Genomic DNA, 21,760 nt, shown 5'->3' with positions numbered 1-21,760 from the left:
GGAGACCCCAATGATCCGCCTCGACATCTTTTCCGACCCGATCTGCCCTTGGTGCTATATCGGCAAGTCCCGCCTGGATCGTGCGCTTGAAGCACGGCCCGATCATCCGCTTCAAGTGCAGTGGCATCCGTTCCAATTGAACCCTGACATGCCGAAACAGGGCATGGATCGGCGCGCCTATCTGGAGGGAAAGTTCGGCGGACAGGAAGGGGCGGTGAAAGCCTATCTTCCGGTGGCGACCGAAGCCGAAGCGTCTGGGGTCGAGATCAATCTGGACGCCATCAAACGCACACCGAATACGCTGGATGCGCACCGCCTGATCCACTGGGCGGGGATCGAGATGAAACAGAACGCGGTCGTCGATCGCCTGTTCCGCGCCTATTTTATCGACGGGATCGACATTGGCGACCCGGCGAAGCTGGTCAATATCGCCTCGGCCGTCGGTATGGATGGCGATGTTATTGCCCGCCTTCTGGCCTCGGACGCCGATGCAGATGACATTCAGGCGCGCGATATGGATGCACGCCGCAAAGGGGTGCAGTCGGTGCCGACCTTCGTGCTTGCCAACCAGCATGTGGTGCCCGGCGCGCAACCGACCGATCTGTGGACGCAGGTGATCGACGACCTGAGCACGCAACTGGCAGCCAGCGCCCCTGAAAGCCCTGTGCAGTGATCACACGGCGCGCGTCCCCACCGGTTTTTTCGCCGCAAAGGCCGCTGCGGCTTCGCGAATATGTCCTTCTGATCGCTGCCCTGTTTTCCATGGTGGCGTTTTCCATCGACTCGATCCTGCCCGCCCTGCCCGAGATCGGCGGCCTTCTGGTGCCCGACGATGTGAACAAGGCGCAGCTTCTGATCAGCGCCTTCGTGATTGGCGCCGGGGCGGGACAGCTGATCTTTGGCCCCCTGTCCGACAGTATGGGGCGACGGTTTTCCCTGTCGATGGGGATGCTGCTTTACATGGTGGCGGCCGTTGCGGCGTTCTGGTCGCAAACGCTAGAGGCCATATTGTTCTGGCGCTTCGTGCAAGGGTTGGGGGCCGCTGGCCCGCGCACATGCGGCATGGCGATGACCCGCGACCTTTATGAAGGGCGGCAAATGGCGCGGGTCAATTCGATGGCCTTCGGGTTTTTCGTCTTCGTGCCCGCCGTGGCCCCGATGATCGGGCAATGGATCGTGCTGGGCTTTGGCTGGCGGCACATGTTTACGGCATATATCCTGCTGGCCGCAGTCATCCTGACCTGGTTTCTCCTGCGCCAACCCGAAACCCTGCCGCCAGAGCGTCGGCGCCCCCTGTCCCCGCGCCCGACCCTGGCCGCGTTCAAGGTGGTGCTGCGCACGCGGGTGACGCTGCTTTACATGGCAATCATAACTCTGGCCTTCGGTCAGCTCATGTCCTTCATCAGCTCGGCCCAGCAGATCTTTGTCGATGTGTTGGGGGCCGGAACCAATTTCCCCTATTACTTCGCGATGGTCACCGTGTTTTCCGCAGCCTCGGGTTTCCTGAATGCCCAGCTGGTGATGCGGCTTGGGATGCGCCGACTGGCCCTGGCAGGGTTTGCCACGCAAACCATTCTGGCATCCCTGACCCTGCTGGCATGGTGGTGGTTCGCGCCTGAAGGCGCGTTTGCCCTGTGGCTCTTTTGTGGCTGGGCGACGACGCTGTTTTTCCTGAACGGGTTGAGCTTCGGCAACCTGAACGCGCTGGCCATTCAGCCCTTGGGCCATGTCGCGGGCACCGCCGCCGCCGTCATCGGGGCTGTGCCAACCGTGGCCGCCATCGCCATTGCCGCCCCCGTCGGGCTGGCCTTCAACCACACGCCCTTCCCTCTGTTGATCGGGGTCTCGGTCTGTTCGGCGTTGGCCTGGGCGCTGATGCAGCTTGACCGGGGGAACATGAGCTGACCGCCAAAAATGGTCTGCTATGGCCGTGGGCATTTGCGTGAACACAGGTTCTCGCACGGGATCCCATCGCCATCCCCGTCACGCTTGGTTTGCCCACATACGGTCAGCTTATAGCACGCCTCTGCACAGCTGCGCAGCCGCTTACAGCTGACATTGCGGCAATCGTAGGTTTCACTGACCCTCAGGGTCTGAAACACCTGATCGGCCAAGGTTACACCCTTTCCATAAACGACTCTATTGGCCCAGGCGGCGTGGCCCGAGACGGCAAGAAACAAACCTGCAATCACCCCTTTTAAGCGCATAGCTTCCTCGATCCTGCCCCCTGGCTGATCATCATTCGCCAAGAAAATGTCACCAAATTGCGGATTTTATGCTTTTGTCGTGGATTTACTGCTCTGTTTTGCGTCCTTCACCTTCATCGCCAGATCCTGCGCAATGGCAAACGCGCCCTTGATCTTGTCCGAGGTCTTGCGCCAGTCGCGGCGCACCACGATCTTGTTGTCGCGCACCTTGGCCAGCCCGTTCTGGGCGTGGATGAACTCGACCAACCCTTCGGGCGAAGCGAACTTGTCATTGTGGAACTGGATCGTCGCCCCTTTCGGCCCACCGTCCAGCTTGGCAATGCCAGCCCGTTTGCACATGCCTTTGATGCGCACGACCAAAAGCAGGGTGTTGACCTCTTTCGGCAGTGGGCCGAAGCGGTCGATCAGTTCGGCGGCAAACCCCTCAAGCTCGACCTTGGTGGCCAGCGAGGACAGGCGACGGTATAGCCCAAGGCGCACATCCAGATCGGGGACGTAACTGTCCGGGATCAAGACCGGAACGCCAAGATTGATCTGCGGCGCCCAGGTGCTGTCAGCATCCGACAACCCTTCAAGCTCGCCCGCCTTGATCTTGGCAATCGCCTCTTCCAGCATCTGCTGGTAAAGCTCGTATCCCACTTCGCGCATCTGACCGGACTGCTCTTCGCCCACCAGATTACCCGCGCCGCGAATATCCAGATCCTGACTGGCCAACGTGAACCCCGCCCCCAGCGCGTCCAGCGACCCCAGCACGCGAAGGCGCTTTTCGGCGGTCGGCGTCAACGGCACGCGGGGTTTCGTCGTCAGATAGGCATAGGCGCGGGTTTTCGACCGCCCGACCCGGCCCCTGATCTGGTAAAGCTGCGCCAGACCGAACATGTCCGCGCGGTGGATCACCATGGTGTTTGCCGTCGGGATATCGATGCCACTTTCGACAATCGTGGTCGCCAGCAGAACGTCATACTTCCCGTCGTAAAAGGCGTTCATACGGCGGTCCAACTCGCCCGCCGCCATCTGCCCATGCGCCACAACGAAAGTGACTTCTGGAACGTGGTCGGCAAGGAATGCCTCGATTTCGGGCAGGTCCTTGATACGCGGCACGACAAAGAAACTTTGCCCGCCGCGATAATGTTCGCGCAACAAAGCCTCGCGAATGGTGACGCTGTCGAACTCGGACACATAGGTGCGGATCGACAGGCGGTCCACCGGAGGTGTCCCGATGATCGACAGATCGCGCACACCGGACAGAGACATCTGCAAGGTGCGCGGAATGGGTGTGGCGCTGAGCGTCAGCACATGCACATCCGAACGCATTTCTTTCAGCCGCTCTTTGTGCCCGACCCCAAAACGTTGTTCTTCGTCAACCACCAACAGACCAAGGTTCTGAAACCGCACGTCTTTTGCCAAAAGTGCATGGGTGCCGACGACAATATCCACGGTGCCGCGCGCCAGACCTTCGCGCGTCAGCTTCGCCTCGCGCTGCCCCACAAACCGGCTGAGCTGCCCAACCTGTATCGGGAAGCCCCGGAACCGCTCTGAAAAGCTTTTGAAATGCTGGCGCGCCAAAAGTGTGGTGGGTGCAATGACGGCCACCTGTTGGCCTGACAACGCCGCCACGAAAGCGGCGCGCATGGCGACTTCTGTCTTGCCGAAACCCACATCGCCGCAGACCAGCCGGTCCATGGGCCGCCCCGATGACAGGTCGTTCAACACATCCTCGATCGCGCTGAGCTGATCGTCAGTTTCCTGATACGGAAAACGGGCCGAAAATTCCTCCCACGCGTGATGGGGTGCGTCCAGAACGGGCGCTTTGCGCAGCTCGCGTTCGGCGGCCAGACGGATCAGCTTGTCGGCAATCTCGCGAATACGCTCTTTCAGCTTGGCTTTCTTGGCCTGCCACGCACCACCGCCCAGCTTGTCCAGAAGCCCGGTGTCCTGACCGAATTTCGACAGAAGTTCAATGTTTTCAACGGGCAGGAACAGCCGGTCCCCACCCGCATATTCCAACGCCAGACATTCATGCGGCGCGCCCATGGCGGTCACGGTTTCAAGACCCGTGAATTTGCCCACGCCGTGATCAACATGGACAATCAGATCGCCCGCTGACAGGCCCTGTGCCTCGGTCAGAAAGTTTTCAGCCCGACGTTTGCGCTTGGGTGCGCGGATCAGGCGGTCGCCCAAAACGTCCTGTTCGGAAATCACGGTCAGGTCTGGACCTTCAAACCCGTGTTCCAGCGGCCAGACCGTCAGATAAACGCCGCCCTTGCCGTCGGGCACATCACGAAAGTCGTTGATCCGCGTTGTGGCGACCAGACCTTCGTCAGATAACAGCCCCTGAAGCCGTTCACGCGCACCTTCCGAGTAGGACGCAACAATCACGGGATGGTCGTCTTTCGCCGCGATGTGATCCGTCAGTGACTTGAAAAGGTTTATGTTTTCCTGCTGCCGCTCGGGAGAGAAGTTGCGCCCAATACGCCCGCCGCCATCCAGCACCCCTGCGCCCGTTGACTGAGGAAGAGCGGCCAGTTGGATAACCCGCGTATCGGCCAGCGCAACGTCCCAGGCGTCGTCATCCAGATACAACAAACCCGGCGGACAGGGTTTATAGACCGTGTCCATCCGGTTTTTGGCGGTCATGGCAATCTTACGGGTCTCATACTGGTCGGTGATCGCATCCCAACGGCTCAGCCGCGCGGGGGTCAGTTGATCGTCCAGCATGACCGATGCGCCGGGCACATAGTCGAAAATCGTTTCCAGCCGTTCATGGAAGAACGGCAGCCAATGCTCGTTCCCCTGATGCTTGCGCCCCGCCGAGATCGCTTCGTAGAGTGGGTCGTCCGAGCCTGCGGTGCCAAACTCGATGCGGTAGTTCTGGCGGAACCGGGTGATCGCGGCCTCATCCAGAATGACCTCGGACACCGGGGCAAGCTCGATGGACTTAAGCGTGTCGGTGGTGCGCTGCGTCACCGGGTCGAAGCGCCGGATACCGTCCAGCACATCACCGAACAGGTCCAGCCGCACCGGGCCTTCGTGGCCGGGGGCATAGATGTCAATGATGCCACCGCGTATCGCGAAATCCCCCGGCTCCATCACCGTGGGCGCCTGCGAAAAGCCCATGCGCACCAGAAATGCGCGCAGCGCATCAACGTCGATTTGATGATCCACCCGCGCGGTGAACGAGGTTTCTTTCAACAACGCCCGTTCCGGCACCCGCTGAGCGGCAGCGTTCAATGTGGTCAGCAGAACAAATTTGCCCGAAATCCGACCGTTCGCCAGCCCCGCCAGCGTCGCCATGCGCGCGGCAGATACGGCGGCATTGGGCGACATGCGATCAAATGGCAGACAATCCCAGCCCGGAAACCGAATAACGGCGACATCCGGCGCGAAGAACGCCAATGCCGCCTCCATCGCAGCCAGTCGTTTGTCGTCACGCGCCACATGCACAACCGGGCCAGACCCGCGCGCCAGTTCCCTGACCATCAACGTGGCGTCATACCCTTCCGGGGCACCTGAGAGCAGCAATTTTTCCATGACGGGGAGGTAACGGCCTGAGGTCTGGAGTCAAGGGCGCAGGGTCAGCGCAGAACACCCAATGACAGGTTTTGATACATCCCCCAAAGCGAGGTGACGAAGATCGCGCCCATGCCAAGAAACTGGGTCTGCACGCGGTGACGGCTCAACCGTTTGCGCAGGCCTTCACCCTCAAGTGCACGCTCACGGATCACCGCTGCGGTGTTCAGCGACATAAGGCCAGCCAATGCAATCGGGAACAGCAGCAGGAAAACGGCCTGCGCGAACTCGACCTTGTACCAGAAACCCAGAATTGCCATCGACGTAAACAGGGCTGCGGCAAAGCCAAGAATCCAAAGCCCCGACACACCGGCCACATACAACACGCGGTTGCAGTTGATGCGCACCAGATCCTCAAGATCCTGTTGCGCCTCGCCTTCCAGCCGGGCCGCCTTCTGAATCAGATCGAAGGGCACGCCGACCACCCAGTGGCTGACCGTCGACCAGGCCACGGCAAGCGCGATCCAATACCACAGGTTCGAGAACGATCGCATGTCTATGATTTCGAATACGGTGGAATACCAATCCACGTGCACTTCACCTTGCTTATGGGCCGTATTCCGGGCGGTCCGATCCTTATCTGGATCGAATGCCTGCTCGGGCCTGTCCTGTATTCTGCTAGACTAGCCGCGGCGACGCAGCAATGCCAGCCCGCTTTTGCGGCAAATGGCGGCAGATTGCACACTTGTGATGGGCGCAATCCCATGGCAGGAAGTTTGAAGCCAATGCGGATAGGGATTGCCACGCCCTGCCCCAGTCTGAGGAGACGAATATGAGCCGCGCCCCACATGCAACAACGGTCGCCCCGTTTCCCATGACACGTCTGCGGCGCACCCGCTCCAGCGCCCCGTTGCGCAATCTGGTGCGGGAAAACACGCTAAGTGTGGATGATCTGATCTGGCCGCTTTTCGTCGTGGACGGTGACGATCACGAGGAAGCCATCCCCTCGATGCCCGGGGTCACCCGCAAATCCATCGACCGGCTGGTTCTGGCCGCCCGCGAGGCCGCCGATCTGGGCATTCCCGCAATCTGCATCTTCCCCAACACCGACCCGTCCTTGAAAACCGAGGCGTGCGAGGAAGCGTGGAACCCCGACAACCTGTCAAACCGGGCCATACGCGCCGTCAAGTCTGCGGTGCCCGAGATAGCCGTGATGACGGATGTTGCTCTGGACCCATATAACTCGAACGGTCATGACGGGATTGTCGTTGACGGTGAGATTCTGAATGACGAGACGGTCGAGGCATTGGTGAAAATGGCTATGGCGCAGGCCGAGGCCGGGGCAGATATTCTTGGCCCATCGGACATGATGGACGGGCGGGTCGGGGCGATACGCCACGCGCTTGAGGCCGCAGACCATCGCAATGTAACGATCATGAGCTACACCGCGAAATATGCGTCGGCCTTCTACGGCCCGTTTCGCGATGCCGTGGGGGCGTCCGGTGCCCTGAAAGGGGACAAGAAGACCTATCAGATGGACCCGGCAAACTCGGATGAAGCCATGCGGCTGGTCGAACGCGATCTGGCCGAAGGCGCCGACATGATCATGGTCAAACCCGGAATGCCTTATCTGGACATTTGCCAACGGGTCAAAGACACATTCGGCGTGCCCACCTTCGCCTATCAGGTGTCCGGTGAATACGCGATGCTGATGGCTGCGGCTGACAATGGCTGGCTGGACGGCGACAAAGTGATGGCCGAAAGCCTGATGGCCTTCAAACGCGCCGGGTGTGACGGCATTCTGACCTATTTTGCCCCTCGTGTGGCGCGTTTGCTTAAAGGCTTGTAATCCAAGGCGCTTCATAGGCCGTTTTTCGCACCTTTTGCGCTTAACGGGTGACAGTCGCATCACTTGCCGCTATATTTTGTGGCAAGTGGGCCCAGACCCACAAACGAGCACATATCGCGCCGGCGGCGCATTCAACGAGGCGAAATTATGCAAAAGAACAGGCTTTCCCGCAGAGGATTCATGATAGCAGCAGGCGGTGCAAGCGTATCGTTGGCCGCTTGTGCAAACGGCGTCGGGTCGCGCAGCGGAGATCGCATCGACGCCCGCGTCGACAGCACGCTGGATTATCTTTACAACCGCTATCCCGGCACGCGCGAGCTTGCCGCGAAATCGACCGGCCAGCTGGTCATGCCCTTGGTCACCGAAGCCGGCTTTGGTTTGGGCGGCGCATACGGGCGCGGCGCGCTGCGTATCAATGACGCCACCGTCGATTATTATTTGCTGACACAGGCCAGCGCCGGTCTGCAGATTGGCGCGCAGCAATTCGCGCATGTGCTATTCTTCATGACCGATCAAGCCCTGCAGGATTTCCGCAGTGCCGCAGGTTGGGTGGCATCGGCCGACATCAAATACGCCTTCCAGACCGACGGCGACCGCCTGACCGCGGATACGATCACGGCCTCGTCGCCGGTGGTTGCAGTGGTGTTCGGTCAGGCCGGGCTGATTGCCGGTGCGTCGATCGAAGGGGCGAAATACACCCGGATCATTCCCTGATCCAACTGGACAATTGCACGAAAAAGGGCGGAACCAATCCGCCCTTTTTTCAAACGCTTACCCGGCAGACTTCAACCGCTTGAACAGGCTGGATGTATCCCAGCGACCGCCCCCCATCTTTTGCACATCCTTATAAAACTGATCGACCAATGCGGTCACAGGAAGCGACGCCCCATTTTCATCGGCGGTCGACAGGCAGATGCCCAGATCCTTTCGCATCCAGTCCACGGCAAACCCGTGTTCAAAGTGATCATCCGCCATGGTTTCGTGCCGGTTGACCATCTGCCAACTGCCCGCGGCCCCGCCCTGGATCACATCGACCACTTCGCGAATGTCCAGACCGGCTTTCTCGGCAAAATGCAGACCTTCGGACAGGCCTTGAACCAACCCTGCGATGCAGATCTGGTTCACCATCTTGGTCAATTGCCCCGCGCCACTGTCGCCCAGTCGTTTCACAGTGCGACCATAGGCCTGCATAATCGGTTCTGCTGCGTCGAAAGCCGCCTGATCCCCGCCACACATGATCGACAGCACCCCGTTTTCTGCCCCCGCCTGTCCGCCGGACACCGGCGCGTCGACAAAGGCAATACCTCGATCCGAAGCCGCAGCGTAAAGCTCGCGCGTGACGGCGGCAGAAACGGTGGTGTGATCGACAAAGATCGCGCCTTCTTGCATTCCCAGCAACGCACCATCGTCGCCCTGAACAACGGCACGCAAATCGTCGTCATTTCCCACACAGGCCATGACAAAATCCGCGCCCTTCGCTGCCTCGCGCGGGGTGGCCGCCCATGCACCACCATGTTCCTTGGTCCAGCGCTTTGCCTTCTCGGCCGTTCTGTTGAAAACAGTAACCTCGTGCCCCTGCGCGACAAGATGCCCTGCCATGGGGTATCCCATCACGCCCAAGCCCAAAAATGCACATTTTGCCATAACCGTCGCCTTCCGTTGAAATCCCGTGTGATGCACAGTAGTTACCGCGTGAACGGGCAAGGTCAACGGCGACCTCGCAACGACAGGGGCGAAATGGTGGATAGGGTGTAATGGGCAAGGTCGTTCTTTGGATGATCCGGATCGTGGCGGGGCTGCTGGTTCTGGCAGGTGTCGCGATGACGTTGGTCTATTATCTGGCCGCGCAATCCCTGCCCGATTATAGCGTCACGCGAAAAACCGCAGGCATCACCGCCCCGGTCGAGATCGTGCGCAACAACGCCAATATTCCCCATATATTCGGCCAAAACGATGCCGATGTTTTCTTCGGGCTGGGCTATGCCCATGCTCAGGATCGGCTGTGGCAGATGATGGTGATGCGCCGCACCGCGCAGGGCCGTTTGTCCGAGATGTTCGGACGCCGCACCTTGCAGGTGGACGAACTGATGCGGCGGCTGGACCTTTATACGTTGGCGAAAGCAGCGGTCGAGGTGCAGGACGAAGAGGCCAAATCCGCACTGAAGGCCTATAGCTCGGGCGTCAACGCCTATCTCAGCCGCGTGAATTCCGAGGCGCTGGGCCGGGGCGCGCCGGAGTTTTTCCTGTTTTCCAACGATGTGTCCCCGTGGCAGCCTGCCGACAGCATTGCCATTCTGAAGTTGATGGGGGTGCAACTGGCCGGGCATCTGGAAGAAGAGCTGTTGCGCGCGCGCGTGACCCTTGCCCTGCCCGAGGATCGTGTCAAAGACATCCTGCCGGACATCCCCGGCACCGGAGTGGCCGCCCTTCCCGACTATGCAGCACTTTTGGGGGTGTCGAAGACCCAGCTTGCCAACCTTCCCGCCCGTCAAGATCGCCCTGATCTTTGGCCCGCGCCGCGGCGTGGACTCGCTGGCGCCTCGAATGCCTGGGCCGCTGCCCCCAAACGTTCGGCTGCGGGCGGAACACTTCTGGCCAATGACCCCCATCTGGGCTTCACGGCGCCCGCGATCTGGTATCTGGCACGGTTGGAGCTGTCGACCGGCGGCGTGATCGGCGGCACCATTCCCGGTATGCCTGCAATGATGGTCGGAAGATCAGACACATTCGGGTGGGGTGTCACGTCGTCTTATCTGGACGATCAGGATCTGCATGTCGAAAAGCTGAACCCCGACAACCCGACCGAGGTGCAAACGCCCGACGGGTTCAAACCCCTGACCCATCGCGGTTCGATCGTGCAGATCAAGGACGAAGCGCCTGTGACCTTCGATCTGCAATGGTCCGAGAACGGCCCTGTCCTGCCCGGCCATCTGTTCGATCTGGGGATCATCACCCCCCCCGGTCACGCCATGTCGCTGAACTGGACACTTCTGACCCGCGAAGACCGCTCGATGAGCGCGGCGATCCGCCTGATGCGCGCAAAAACCGTGATGGAGGGGATCGCGGCAGGTGCGGACTATGTGGCGCCCAGTCTGACCCTGACCCTGGCGGATCGCGAGAATGTCGCGATGAAGGTGATTGGCGCGATGCCCAGACGTGACGCACAGCACCAGACCCGTGGCCGAATTCCCAGCCCCGGCTGGGTGGCGGAAAACCGGTGGCAGGGCGTGCTGAGCTACAGTGCCAATCCGGAATTCGTACAGCCCACGGGCGGGATTGTCGGCAATACCAACAACAAGCTGGTGGACCGGCCCTTCCCCAACCACATGAGTTACGAATGGGGCGACAGCCAGCGCGTGCAACGCTGGAGTCGACTGATGCAAGCACGCGAGGTGCACACCCGCGACAGCTTCATCGAAGCGCAGCTTGACTCGGTCTCGGTCACCGCGCGCACCCTGTTGCCGCTTGTGGGGGCCGATCTGTGGTTCACCGGCGAAGCCGCCCCTGATGGAACGCCCGAACGCGCCCGCCAACGGGCCCTGGAGCTTCTGGCCAACTGGAACGGCGAGATGAACGAGCATATGCCCGAGCCTTTGATTTACTCGACATGGCTGCGCGCCCTGCAGAACCGCCTGATCCGGGACGAGCTTGGGCCGCTGGCGAACGAGTTCCCGCATGTCGAACCGATCTTTATCGAACGGGTCTTTCGCGATGTCGAAGGCGCTGGCGTCTGGTGCGATGTGATCCAATCGGCGCCCGAGGAAACCTGCACCGACATTGCCCGCATCGCGTTGGACGACGCGCTGTTGTGGCTGGATGAGAACGCCGGTGGCGAACAGGAAAGCCTGCGCTGGGGGGATTACCACGAGGTTACGCATAAACACCCGGTTCTGGGGGATGTACCGTTCCTGAAATGGTTCGTGAACATCCGGCAATCGACATCCGGCGGCGACAACACCCTTTTGCGCGGTCGCACGGCTGGCACCGGCAAAAACCCCTATCGCAATGTGCATGGGGCGGGGTTTCGGGGGGTGTATGACTTTGCCGATCCCAACAGCTCTCTGTTCGTCATCTCGACCGGACAGTCGGGTCATCCATTGTCGCGCCACTATGATGATCTGGGCGAGTTGTGGCGGCGAGGAGAATATACCCCGATGTCCTTGGACCCGGCGTTGGCACGGGCAGCGTCAGTTGGCGTGACCCAGTTGATCCCGAAAAACTGATCGCGAGGATGGTCAGAGCGCGGCGTATTCCGCCGCTTGCCGTTCGGTCCACGTCACCGTGATCGCCCAGCCATCTTCGCCCGGCTCTTCGGCTTCAACGATGCCCTTGTCGAACAGCCAAGCCCGTTTGCGCCCGTCCGAGAACACCAGTGTAAGCGTCTCGGTCTTGCGCGGCGTATCAAGGGCAGCATCGATGGCCAACACCAGATCGTCGAACCCTTCACCGGTCAGGGCCGAAATCGCCAGAATGCTGTCACTGCGTTCCGCTTCGCGACGGCGAGCGTCTTGATCATCTGCGTCGAGAAGGTCGACCTTGTTCCAGACCTCAATCTGCGGAGTATCTTCGTTCACCCCAAGCTCGGCCATGATCTGTTCGACATCATGGGCCTGCTCGTCGGTGTTTTCATGGCTGATGTCGCGGACATGCAGGATCAGGTCTGCAGCCAACACCTCTTCCAGCGTGGCGCGAAAGGCCGCCACAAGCTGCGTCGGCAGGTCCGAGATGAAACCCACCGTATCGGACAGGATCACCTTGCGGCCCCCGCCCTGTGCCGGTTGTTTGCCCAGGGCAGGCAGCTCGATCTGGCGCATCGTTGGGTCAAGCGTGGCAAACAGCATGTCCTTGGCCAGAACCTCTGCCCCGGTCATGCGGTTGAACAAGGTCGATTTGCCAGCATTGGTATAGCCGACCAGCGCGACAATCGGATACGGCACCTTGGCGCGCGCGGCGCGGTGCAGCTCGCGGGTCTTCACCACCTTCTCAAGCTGTTTGCGCAACCGGTTCAACTGATCGTCAATGGCGCGGCGGTCTGCCTCGATCTGCGTTTCGCCGGGGCCCCCCACGAAGCCCAACCCACCACGCTGGCGTTCAAGGTGGGTCCAGGCGCGCACCAGCCGTGTGCGTTGATAGCTCAGCGCCGCCATCTCCACTTGCAGCACGCCTTCGCGCGTGCGTGCGCGGTCCGAAAAAATCTCAAGGATCAGGCCGGTTCGATCAAGGATCTTAACCTTCCATTCCTTCTCAAGATTGCGCTGCTGCACCGGGCTGACCGGCCCATCAATCAGGACCAGCTCCACCTCGGCGGCGTGCAGTTTGGCACCCAGCTCCTGCAACTTGCCCTTCCCAAACAGCTTGCCGGGATGTGGTGCCGGCAAGCGCACGACCTCGGACCCGACCACGTCAAGATCGGGCAGCGCCAAGGCAAGGGCCACGGCCTCGTCCAGCGCGGGGGCCGCATCGCGGCGGTTGCGGTCGGATGTCAGTTCGGGATGGAAGACCCAGGCCCGCGTGGGCTGTTCTTCCCGGTCAATTAGATCGCTCAGCTTTCTTCGCCATCATAAAGGTTGATCGGTTGGCCCGGCATGATGGTTGAAATCGCGTGCTTGTACACCAGCTGCGACTGACCATCGCGGCGCAACAAGACACAGAAGTTATCAAACCATGAAATGACGCCCTGAAGTTTCACACCGTTGATCAGAAAGATCGTCACCGGAACTTTTGATTTTCGAACATGGTTCAGAAAGGCATCCTGCAGGTTCTGTTTATCGGCAGCCATCGCTTTTTTCCTTTTTTCTCTCGTGCTGCCGAAGACCGGCAGAATAATTCCTGAACGACACTATGGCGTGGAGATTTAACCTTTTCCACCCCCTTTTTGCATCATCGGAAGAACCGCAACCTGGTCAATACATCATGATGAGCCGCAGCGCAGCATCACGCCTGTTGCGTGCATACACGCTGGCATGCTCTTTAACGCCGCCAGACCTCGGGGCTGAGCAGTGCAATGATCGCCAGCATCTCCAGACGCCCAAGAACCATCGCACCGGCCAGAACCGCCTTGGCCGGATCCGACAGCGTGCTGTAAGAAATGGGGTCCGCCGCCGCGACCTGCGCGATCGGGCCGGTTGTTGTCAGGGCGGCAATGGTCAGGGTCATTGCGCTTTCAAAATCCTGCCCGAGCAGTGAAAACAGCCCCATCACCAGCGCGACGGTCATCGACATCAGCATGAAGAAGATCCACGCCATGTAAGCCCCACGGCCCCGGATATGTCGCGCCTCGGTGCCCGACCCGCCGACCGAGGATGGGTGGACGAGCTTTTCCATCTCGCGCAATCCGTGCAGGTAAAGCGCATAGACGCGCATCAGTTTCGCGCCACCGGCTGTTGTGGCGACCCCGCCGCCGATCAAAGCCAAAGCCATCAGGATCAGTCCCGGCGTCTGAAGACCCGACCAGTTTCGACTGACCGCCCAGGCGGCGCTTTCAAACCCGGTGGTGGTCAGAAATGACAGCACGGTGAAGAAACTGCCCCAAAGCGATGCCAGGCCCGCGATCCAGTTTTGCTCCTCATCCACCTCATAGGCCCCCAACCAGTGCCGCAGGAACAAAAACAGAGGCAACACGATCACGATCACCAGCGCCATGCGGATTTCGGGATCCTCGGGCAATCGTCGCCGCCGCTCGCTGCCCTGCATGTCGGATGCAAAGGTCACGCGCGAGATGGCGAAAATGAAGAACAATGCCATCACGATCTCGCCGACATAGCCCGAATTGCTGCCCGTCGGACCACCGACCGGAGAAATGCCGCTTGTCGCGATGGTCGACATGGCGTGGCACAAAGCCACGAAGGCGTTGTCACCGGCAATGATCAAACCCAGCCACAAGGCCGCCGTCAAACCAACATAGACCGGCAACAACCGCACGCCATAGGTTCGGATACGTTCCGAGAAATCGGCCACGCGCGTGATCTGGCTGATCCCCGCACCAAATCGGGTGTCGCCCGATGCGTCCGCTCGGCGCTTGCCGTATCTTGCCCGCACCTCGAACCCGCCCAGCGACATGGGCGCCAGAATGGCAATCGCGCCGACCCAGATGAACAGACCGCCCATCCACCCCACCAAGGCACGCCAAAGATGGACCGACCGCGCAATGCGGCTGGCATCGTCAAACAGGGTCGCACCGGTGGTGGTCAGGGCTGACACCATCTCGACATAAGAATTCAAGAATGTTGTTGTGCGCACGGCCTGATGAAACGGCACGGCCAGCATGACCGGCAGCAAGACGAACAAGCCCAGAAGGGCCAACAGGTGACGACGATGTCGGGTCGAACGATCCCGATCAGCCATCGCGATGGCCAGAAACGAGGTCAGGAACCCGAACAACAAGGCCCCATACAGGAAGACCCGGGCCTCGTAAAACTCGCCAATCATCCAGCCAAAGCCAGCAGGCAGCAGCATCGCAAACGCGCCGATCCCCATCAGGATCACGAGCAGCGGCAGTTTGGCGATATTGGCAAGCATGATGTTGGCCTTATCGGTGCGACTGTATCAGAAAAAGTCGATCGTGACTTGAAGCAGCCGCTCGACTTCGGGCACGTCTGCAGCCATCGAGAACAAGGCCACCACGTCCCCTTCATCGACCCGCGTCTTGGCCGTGGGTTTCACAACCTCGTCACCCTTCAGGATCGCACCGACAAGCACCCCTTCGGGGAAGTCGATGTCGCGCACCGATTTGCCTGCGATGGGGGATGTTGACAGCACCTGTGCCTCGATAACTTCCGCCTCGGCATCACCAAGCGAATAGACCTCGCGCACCTTCCCGCGCCGGATGTGGCGCAGGATCGAGCTGACGGTCTGTGTGCGCGGGTTGATATAGGCGTCGATCTTTAGCGGCTCCATCAGGTTGACCAGAGACGGGTCATTGATCAGGCAGATCGACATCGCACAGCCCGCTGTCTTGGCCCTGACAGCCGCCAACAGGTTCACCCGATCATCATCCGTCACCGACAGGATCGCGTCGGCACGGGGCACCCCGGCTTCTTTCATCAGTTCGATATTCATCGCGTCGCCATGCAGAACCACGGTGCGCTCCAGCGCATCCGCAGCATGTTCAGCGACCGTGCGGTTTAACTCCACAACTTTGGCGCGGATGCGATCGGTCCGGTTTTCCAACTCGCGCGCCACGGCAAGGCCCACATTGCCGCCGCCCAGGATCACCACCCGTTCCTGACGTTTGACCGATTTACCAAACACTTCGAGGGTGCGGTTCACGTCCTCGGTGCGGGTAAACACATAGATCTGATCCCCGCCGAACAGTTGATCCCCGGCCTCGGGCGCAAACAGCGACCCGTCACGGCGGATACCAACCACAACCGCGCTAAGCGTCGAAAACAGGTCGGTCAACTGTCGCAGTGGCGTGTTCAGCACCGGGCAGTCTTCTGTGATCTGAATGCCCAGCAATTGAACGCGCGCGTCCATGAAGCTTTCGATATCAAAGGCCGATGGCGCTTGCAGCCGCTTCAACACAGCCTGTGCAACCTCGCGTTCCGGACTGATCACGACGTCAATGGGAAGATGATCGCGCCGATACATGTCGGCATAAATCGCGTCCAGATAGCTTTGTGCCCGCAGCCTTGCGATCTTGCGCGGGATGGCAAACACCGAATGGGCAATCTGGCAGGTGACCATGTTCACCTCGTCCGAATGGGTCGCCGCGATGATCATGTCGGCGTCCCTGGCCCCGGCCCGTTCCAGCACATCGGGATACGAGGCATGCCCCGTAACACCCTGCACGTCCAGCGTGTCGGTTGCCCGCGCCACGAGTTCGGCGTTGTTGTCCACAACCGTCACGTCGTTTTTCTCGCTGGACAGGTGACGCGCAATTTGCCAGCCCACCTGGCCGGCACCGCAAATGATGACCTTCATCCGGTTCTCCCTGATGTCACATCAAGAAAACCCATGGCAGAAGGTCCGATCAGGGTCAATGCCCGCAGATCGACACCCCCGTGCCACGTGGCAGCGCAGGCTCACACCGATCAGGCGTCCGCCTCGACCTGGGCTTCTTCGTTCTCGTCCGCGACATAGGCAACACGCGCACCAGCCTTCGACCCGGTCACAACGCCAAGGGATTTCAGCTTGCGGTGCAAGGCGGATCGCTCCATGCCAACGAAGTTTGCCGTGCGTGAAATATTGCCACCGAAGCGATTGATCTGAGTCAGCAGGTATTCCCGCTCGAACGCCTCGCGGGCTTCGCGCAGGGGCATCATCGCCAGCGCCCCCGAGACCACAACCCCCTGTTCGCCGCCGTCATCGCCAGCACCATCCTGCCCCGGCAGGTCCGAGGCCTGAATCGGTCCCGTGCCTTCGCCCAGGATCAGCACCCGTTCGATCATGTTCTTCAATTGCCGCACGTTTCCGGGCCATTGCATGGTTTGAAGCATCGCCTCGGCATCTTCGGCCAGATCGCGCAGGGGCAGCCCCTGATCGCTGTTGAAGGCCTGAAGGAAATAACGCGCAAGCTCGGGTATATCCTCGCGCCGTTCGCCCAGAGGCGGCACCGCAATCGGCACCACGTTCAGGCGATGATACAGCTCTTCGCGGAACTGCCCGTTCTCGATTTCGGCCTGCAGATCGCGGTTGGTCGATGAGATAACCCGCAGATCGACCGAAACCTTGTCGTTGCCGCCGACCCGCTGGAACCGCTGATCGACCAGAACGCGCAGGATCTTGGATTGCGTGCCCAGAGGCATATCTGCCACCTCGTCGAAATAGAGCACACCACCATTCGCTTCTTCCAGCAATCCCGGCTCGACGCCGCGTTCGGCGCTTTCTCGGCCAAACAGAACCTCTTCCATCCGGTCCGCTTCGATGGACGCCGAATTGACCACCACAAATGGTGCCGAAGCCCGATCGGAATTGGCGTGGATATAGCGTGCAGCCATTTCCTTGCCCGCGCCCGCAGCCCCCGACAAAAGCACGCGACCGTTGGATTTTGTCACCTTATCAAGATGCGATTTCAATGACTTGAACGCCGCACTTGAACCAATCATCTCGGTCGGGTGGGTGTCGCGGCGTTTCAGCTCGGTGTTTTCGCGCCGAAGGCGGCTGGTTTCCATCGCCCGGGTAATCACCACCATCAACTGGTCTATGTTGAAGGGCTTTTCGATGAAATCATACGCCCCCTGCTTGATTGCAGCGACGGCAATTTCGATATTGCCATGGCCCGAGATAATCACCACCGGCACCTCGGGATGCTCGCGTTTGACCATCTTCAGGATGTCGATCCCATCCATCGCTGAATCCTTCAGCCAGATGTCCAGAATCATGAGTGACGGCAGCTCGGCCTTTACCGCCGCCACGGCCTCGTCCGAGGTGCCCGCCAATCGGGTCGTAAACCCCTCGTCTTCCAGAATATCCGAGATCAGTTCCCGAATGTCCCGTTCGTCATCGACAATCAGAATATCGCTCATGTTGCCCCCGCTTTCTGCTGCTCGGTCTGCCCGTCATCATGGGGCAGGTAAATTCGTGCCAGCGCGCCAAAATGGGCGCTTTCACGGTGAAAGGCAGGCGCGTCCTCAAGGGTCAGACGCCCGCCATGCTCCTCAATAATCTTCTTCACAATCGGAAGACCCAGTCCGGTGCCTTTTTCACGCGTGGTGACATAAGGCTCAAACAGTCTGGATCGGTCTTCTGGCAATCCTATGCCATTGTCTGCGATGGTGACTTCGACGCCACCCGCGACATCGTGCATTCCCACCCGGATTTCGGGAAAATGGCCTTGTGGCGCGCCATTTTCCTGTAATGTTTCAATGGCTTCACCAGCATTCTTGATCAGGTTCGTCAGGGCTTGGCCGATCATGGTTGCGTCAATCTCGACGTTAATCGGACCATCCAACAAATCTGCGTTGATCGTTACGCCCTCCTGTCCTGCTTGCTGAAGCAGCACGGCGTCACGCACGAGCGTCACGATATCCGTGGCACGTCGTTCAGGCTCGGGCATCCGGGCGAATTTCGAGAACTCATCAACAATGCGACGCAAATCATTCGTCTGGCGCACGATGACATCGGTGTATTGCTCCAACGCTTCTACGTCGATGCCGTCCACCTTGCTGAATTTGCGTTTGATACGCTCGGCAGAAAGTTGGATCGGGGTCAGCGGGTTCTTGATCTCATGTGCGATACGGCGGGCCACATCACCCCATGCCGCCATGCGCTGGGCCGACACGAGGTCGGTCACGTCGTCAAAGGCGACCACATAGCCTTCCAGCCCGCCCTCGTTCGATCGGCGTGTCGCGATGCGCACCAGCAGGTTTTCCTGCTTGCCGCTGCGCGTCAGGCGCAGTTCGGTCTGCGCGGTTTCGCGGGTGCCATTGGCCACTTCGTCCAAAAGGGATTGGAATTCTGGCACCACCAGCGCCAGTTCCTGTTCAACCCCGGTTTCGTCGCGCACATCCAAAAGCTCTTCGGCAGCGCGATTGACGAAGGTCACTTGTCCATCGGCATTCAACCCGATCACGCCCCCGGTGACGGACCCCAACACGCTGTCGAACAATCGACGGCGACGTTCGATCTGTTCGGTATTCTCCAAAAGCCGCTGGCGTTGGCCCTTCAGTTGCGTGGTCATCTGGTTGAAATACCGGCCCAGCATGGCGATCTCGTCGTCGCCTTCTTCTTCGATCACGCGCACATCCAGATCGCCGGCCCCCACCCGTTGGGCGGCACCTGCCAACCGCCCGACGGGGCGGGCAAGCCGTTCGGCAAAGGACATGCCCATCCAGATCGCAGCAAGGATCAGGATCACCGCAAAGCCCAGATAGATCAGGCCAAACTGGAACAGTCGCTGGCCGCGCTGGCTTTCCAACTGGTTGTAGACACGCGCGGCTTCCTGCGTTTCATCGACAAGGTCCAGAATCTCTCCGTTCACATCACGGGTCAGTTGAATCAGGTGGTCCGAGAAATTGTCCAGCTTGATCAGAACCCGAAACTCGTTGTTCTGCCAATCCTCGATCACCACGGTTTCCCCGGCCAGCGCCCGGTCAAGATCAGCCTGACTGGGCTGCTCATAGTCAAACAGATAAGAACTGCCGCCACGCACGCGGATAACGCCATGGGAATCTATGACATAGGCTTCGCGCAACCCACGCTGGATCCGCACTTGCCCCTGCGCCAGCAACGCCCCCAGTTCAGCGTCCGTTAGCAACAATTGAGACTGGCGCTGACGTTCAAGAAAAACCGCTATGGCCTCTCCGTCCTGCACAAGCCCATCGCGGCTTTCCTGTTTATAGGCCTGAGCCGCGGACAGGGAATTGCCGACCACGGTGCGCACCCGGTCCGAAAACCAGCCCTCAAGCCCCATGTTCAGGGTCAGCATCGCAAAGATCGCCACAAGGATGGTGGGGCTGAGCGCGATGACTGCAAACACCATGGTCAGACGCAGGTGCAGCCGCGACCCGGCACTTTCCTGACGGCGGGCCACGATCATCCGGCCAAGACCCGCAAGAACAAGGCCAGCCACCATGATCACATAGATCGCGTCAGCCAGAAGTATCAATCGTAACGTGTTGCTGTCTGCGCGCTGGGCAAATGGTCCAAGCGTCAGGAAGGTCACGATGGCCAGCACCGGACCAAGAACCACCATGCCAAAGGCTCCTGCCGATCTGAACCTGCGCCACCGGCGCATGGACAGATACTGATCCAGCCTCGACTTCCGCACCGCGCGTCGCGCCACTGTGCTTGCCCCTACTCGTCATGGCCGCGTTTCCGCGGCGACCGCCTGTGTGGCCCGGGTCTTGTGCCCAATTGCCACGCTCTGTTGCCCTTTTACATCAACTTGCGGCGGCGTGTCACCTCGATTTCGAGCTCGGTGATCTTTTTACGCAAGGTATTGCGGTTGATTCCCAATAAATCGGCACATTTAGCTTGATTGCCGCCGGTCGCATCCAACGCAATTTCGATCATCGGAAGCTCGACTTCGCGCAAAATTCGCTGATAAAGCCCGCTTGGTGGCAGGGTTCCACCGTGCAAATCAAAATAGCGCTGCAGGTGACGGGCGACCGAATCTGACAAACGTTCATCGCTGATATCGGCGGCGACGTAAGAGGCCGAGACCCCTCCTCCCAATGCCAGATCGACCTCGGCCTTCGAGATTTCATCCTCGGCGCTGGTCACGACAAGCCGATTGACCAGATTTTCCAACTCGCGCACATTTCCCGGCCACGGAAACGCGCGCAGGGTCTGCGCCGCTTCGGATGAGAACCGTCGCTCTGGCAGACCGTCGCGCGCCGCCCGGGACAGGAAATGTTCGGACAGTGCGGGAATATCTTCCAGCCGTTCACGCAAGCTGGGCACCGGGATCACGACACCGGCAAGACGGTAATACAGATCTTCGCGAAACGCGCCTTGCGCGGCGGCCTTGGCCAAATCCCCCTGAGATATCGCCAGAACACGTGGGCCGCTTTGGCCCATACCGTCCAGCAGACGTGACAAACGCGCCTGCGCATCCATATCAAGATCACCGACACCATCAAAAAGTATCGTGCCCCCCCGCGCGCGCCGCACCACGTCATTGACCCCATCGGATGGCGCAAGATCGTCGGGCGTGGCAATGATAAACGGCCCTTCGTGCCGATCCGAGAAATCATGCAATGCGCGCGCAATCAATGACTTGCCGGTGCCGCTTTCACCAGTGATCAGCACGGGCAGATCGACATTCAGCACACGTGCCACAAGGCGATACAGTTCTTGCATCGCAGGTGTCCGGCCAACCAGTGGCAGATCGGTCGCGGCTGATGGCGCCTCGCTCGTTGGATTTACATCAGCGGGCGCGCGGACCCGCTTGCGTTCCAGCGCTTGTGCCGTGCGCTTCATCAGGTCCGGCAGATCAAAGGGTTTTGGCAAATAATCAAACGCCTCGGCCTCGGCGGCCTGAATGGCGGTCATGATGGTGTTTTGGGCTGAGATGACGATCACGGGCAGGTTCGGCCGCAGCTTCGCGATGCGCGGCAAAGCCTCTAACCCATTGCCGTCCGGCATAACAACGTCCGAGATCACGGCATCCCCACGCCCATCTTCCACCCAGCGCATCAGCGTTGCCATCGACCCGGTGGCGTGAACCCGGCAGCCTGCGCGGGTCAGTGCCTGTGTCAGAACGGTGCGGATCGTGCGATCATCATCGGCGACAAGAACGGTTCCGTCCATG

General features: G+C 60.2%; 16 protein-coding genes. 5 read left to right on the top strand and 11 right to left on the bottom strand.

Features of this window, described 5'->3' with window-relative positions; all coding sequences use genetic code 11:
- The first annotated feature begins 10 nt into the window (after positions 1 to 10).
- Together J3R80_RS00495 and J3R80_RS00490 are read left to right on the top strand one after the other, a co-directional pair.
- Entirely contained in the window at positions 11 to 673 is a 663-nt protein-coding gene (locus J3R80_RS00495) for a DsbA family oxidoreductase (RefSeq protein WP_275391796.1), read from the top strand.
- A complete protein-coding gene (locus J3R80_RS00490; RefSeq protein ID WP_275391795.1) occupies positions 670 to 1,905 on the top strand; it encodes a multidrug effflux MFS transporter in 1,236 nt (411 codons plus the stop codon). Before J3R80_RS00495 ends, J3R80_RS00490 begins: the two co-directional genes overlap by 4 nt.
- Before the next feature lie 17 nt (positions 1,906 to 1,922).
- Here the strand turns inward: J3R80_RS00490 and J3R80_RS00485 are convergent, their stop codons facing one another.
- The 3 genes from J3R80_RS00485 to J3R80_RS00475 all read right to left on the bottom strand — a co-directional run bounded on the left by J3R80_RS00485 (position 1,923) and on the right by J3R80_RS00475 (position 6,307).
- Positions 1,923 to 2,207 carry an excalibur calcium-binding domain-containing protein gene (locus J3R80_RS00485; protein ID WP_275391794.1) on the bottom strand — a complete coding sequence of 95 codons (285 nt, stop codon included), beginning with the start codon at positions 2,205 to 2,207 and terminating at the stop codon, positions 1,923 to 1,925.
- 66 nt (positions 2,208 to 2,273) lie between these two features.
- Entirely contained in the window at positions 2,274 to 5,738 is a 3,465-nt protein-coding gene (mfd, locus tag J3R80_RS00480) for a transcription-repair coupling factor (protein ID WP_275391793.1), read from the bottom strand.
- A 44-nt stretch (positions 5,739 to 5,782) separates the two neighbouring features.
- Positions 5,783 to 6,307, bottom strand: coding sequence for a component of SufBCD complex (locus J3R80_RS00475; protein WP_275391792.1), 525 nt, complete (start codon positions 6,305 to 6,307; stop codon positions 5,783 to 5,785).
- Between the two features lie 242 nt (positions 6,308 to 6,549).
- Here J3R80_RS00475 and hemB point away from each other — a divergent pair, with 242 nt between their 5' ends.
- Positions 6,550 to 7,566: a porphobilinogen synthase gene (hemB, locus tag J3R80_RS00470; RefSeq protein WP_275391791.1), complete on the top strand. Its 1,017-nt coding sequence runs from the start codon at positions 6,550 to 6,552 to the stop codon at positions 7,564 to 7,566.
- 180 nt (positions 7,567 to 7,746) lie between these two features.
- Positions 7,747 to 8,280, top strand: coding sequence for a YSC84-related protein (locus J3R80_RS00465; RefSeq protein WP_275391790.1), 534 nt, complete (start codon positions 7,747 to 7,749; stop codon positions 8,278 to 8,280).
- Between the two features lie 57 nt (positions 8,281 to 8,337).
- Here J3R80_RS00465 and J3R80_RS00460 read toward each other — a convergent pair whose 3' ends face one another.
- Positions 8,338 to 9,210 (bottom strand): NAD(P)-dependent oxidoreductase, encoded by an 873-nt coding sequence (locus J3R80_RS00460; RefSeq protein WP_275391789.1) that lies wholly within the window; start codon positions 9,208 to 9,210, stop codon positions 8,338 to 8,340.
- Between the two features lie 110 nt (positions 9,211 to 9,320).
- On the opposite strand from J3R80_RS00460, the gene J3R80_RS00455 reads away from it, so the two are divergent.
- Complete coding sequence (locus J3R80_RS00455) at positions 9,321 to 11,789, top strand: penicillin acylase family protein (RefSeq protein ID WP_275391788.1); 2,469 nt, start codon at positions 9,321 to 9,323, stop codon at positions 11,787 to 11,789.
- A gap of 12 nt (positions 11,790 to 11,801) precedes the next feature.
- On the opposite strand, the gene hflX is transcribed toward J3R80_RS00455, so the two are convergent.
- The 7 genes from hflX to J3R80_RS00420 all read right to left on the bottom strand — a co-directional run bounded on the left by hflX (position 11,802) and on the right by J3R80_RS00420 (position 21,759).
- Positions 11,802 to 13,100, bottom strand: a complete 1,299-nt coding sequence (hflX, locus tag J3R80_RS00450; RefSeq protein WP_275392240.1) for a GTPase HflX — start codon at positions 13,098 to 13,100, stop codon at positions 11,802 to 11,804.
- A gap of 8 nt (positions 13,101 to 13,108) precedes the next feature.
- Positions 13,109 to 13,345: an RNA chaperone Hfq gene (gene hfq, locus J3R80_RS00445; RefSeq protein WP_133488330.1), complete on the bottom strand. Its 237-nt coding sequence runs from the start codon at positions 13,343 to 13,345 to the stop codon at positions 13,109 to 13,111.
- A 191-nt stretch (positions 13,346 to 13,536) separates the two neighbouring features.
- Entirely contained in the window at positions 13,537 to 15,084 is a 1,548-nt protein-coding gene (locus tag J3R80_RS00440; RefSeq protein WP_275391787.1) for a potassium transporter TrkG, read from the bottom strand.
- A 27-nt stretch (positions 15,085 to 15,111) separates the two neighbouring features.
- Positions 15,112 to 16,488: a Trk system potassium transporter TrkA gene (trkA, locus tag J3R80_RS00435; protein WP_275391786.1), complete on the bottom strand. Its 1,377-nt coding sequence runs from the start codon at positions 16,486 to 16,488 to the stop codon at positions 15,112 to 15,114.
- Positions 16,489 to 16,598: 110 nt separating this feature from the next.
- Positions 16,599 to 18,032: a sigma-54 dependent transcriptional regulator gene (locus J3R80_RS00430; protein WP_275391785.1), complete on the bottom strand. Its 1,434-nt coding sequence runs from the start codon at positions 18,030 to 18,032 to the stop codon at positions 16,599 to 16,601.
- A complete protein-coding gene (locus J3R80_RS00425; protein WP_275391784.1) occupies positions 18,029 to 20,200 on the bottom strand; it encodes a PAS domain-containing sensor histidine kinase in 2,172 nt (723 codons plus the stop codon). The genes J3R80_RS00430 and J3R80_RS00425 overlap by 4 nt, the downstream gene beginning before the upstream one ends.
- Positions 20,201 to 20,382: 182 nt before the next feature.
- Positions 20,383 to 21,759 carry a response regulator gene (locus tag J3R80_RS00420; protein WP_275391783.1) on the bottom strand — a complete coding sequence of 459 codons (1,377 nt, stop codon included), beginning with the start codon at positions 21,757 to 21,759 and terminating at the stop codon, positions 20,383 to 20,385.
- Position 21,760 lies beyond the last annotated feature (1 nt).

This window comes from Aliiroseovarius sp. Z3 (assembly GCF_029105185.1).
Lineage (GTDB): Bacteria > Pseudomonadota > Alphaproteobacteria > Rhodobacterales > Rhodobacteraceae > Aliiroseovarius.
The sequence above is the reverse complement of the archived record's forward strand: the minus strand, read 5'-3'. Positions and strand labels throughout refer to the sequence as shown.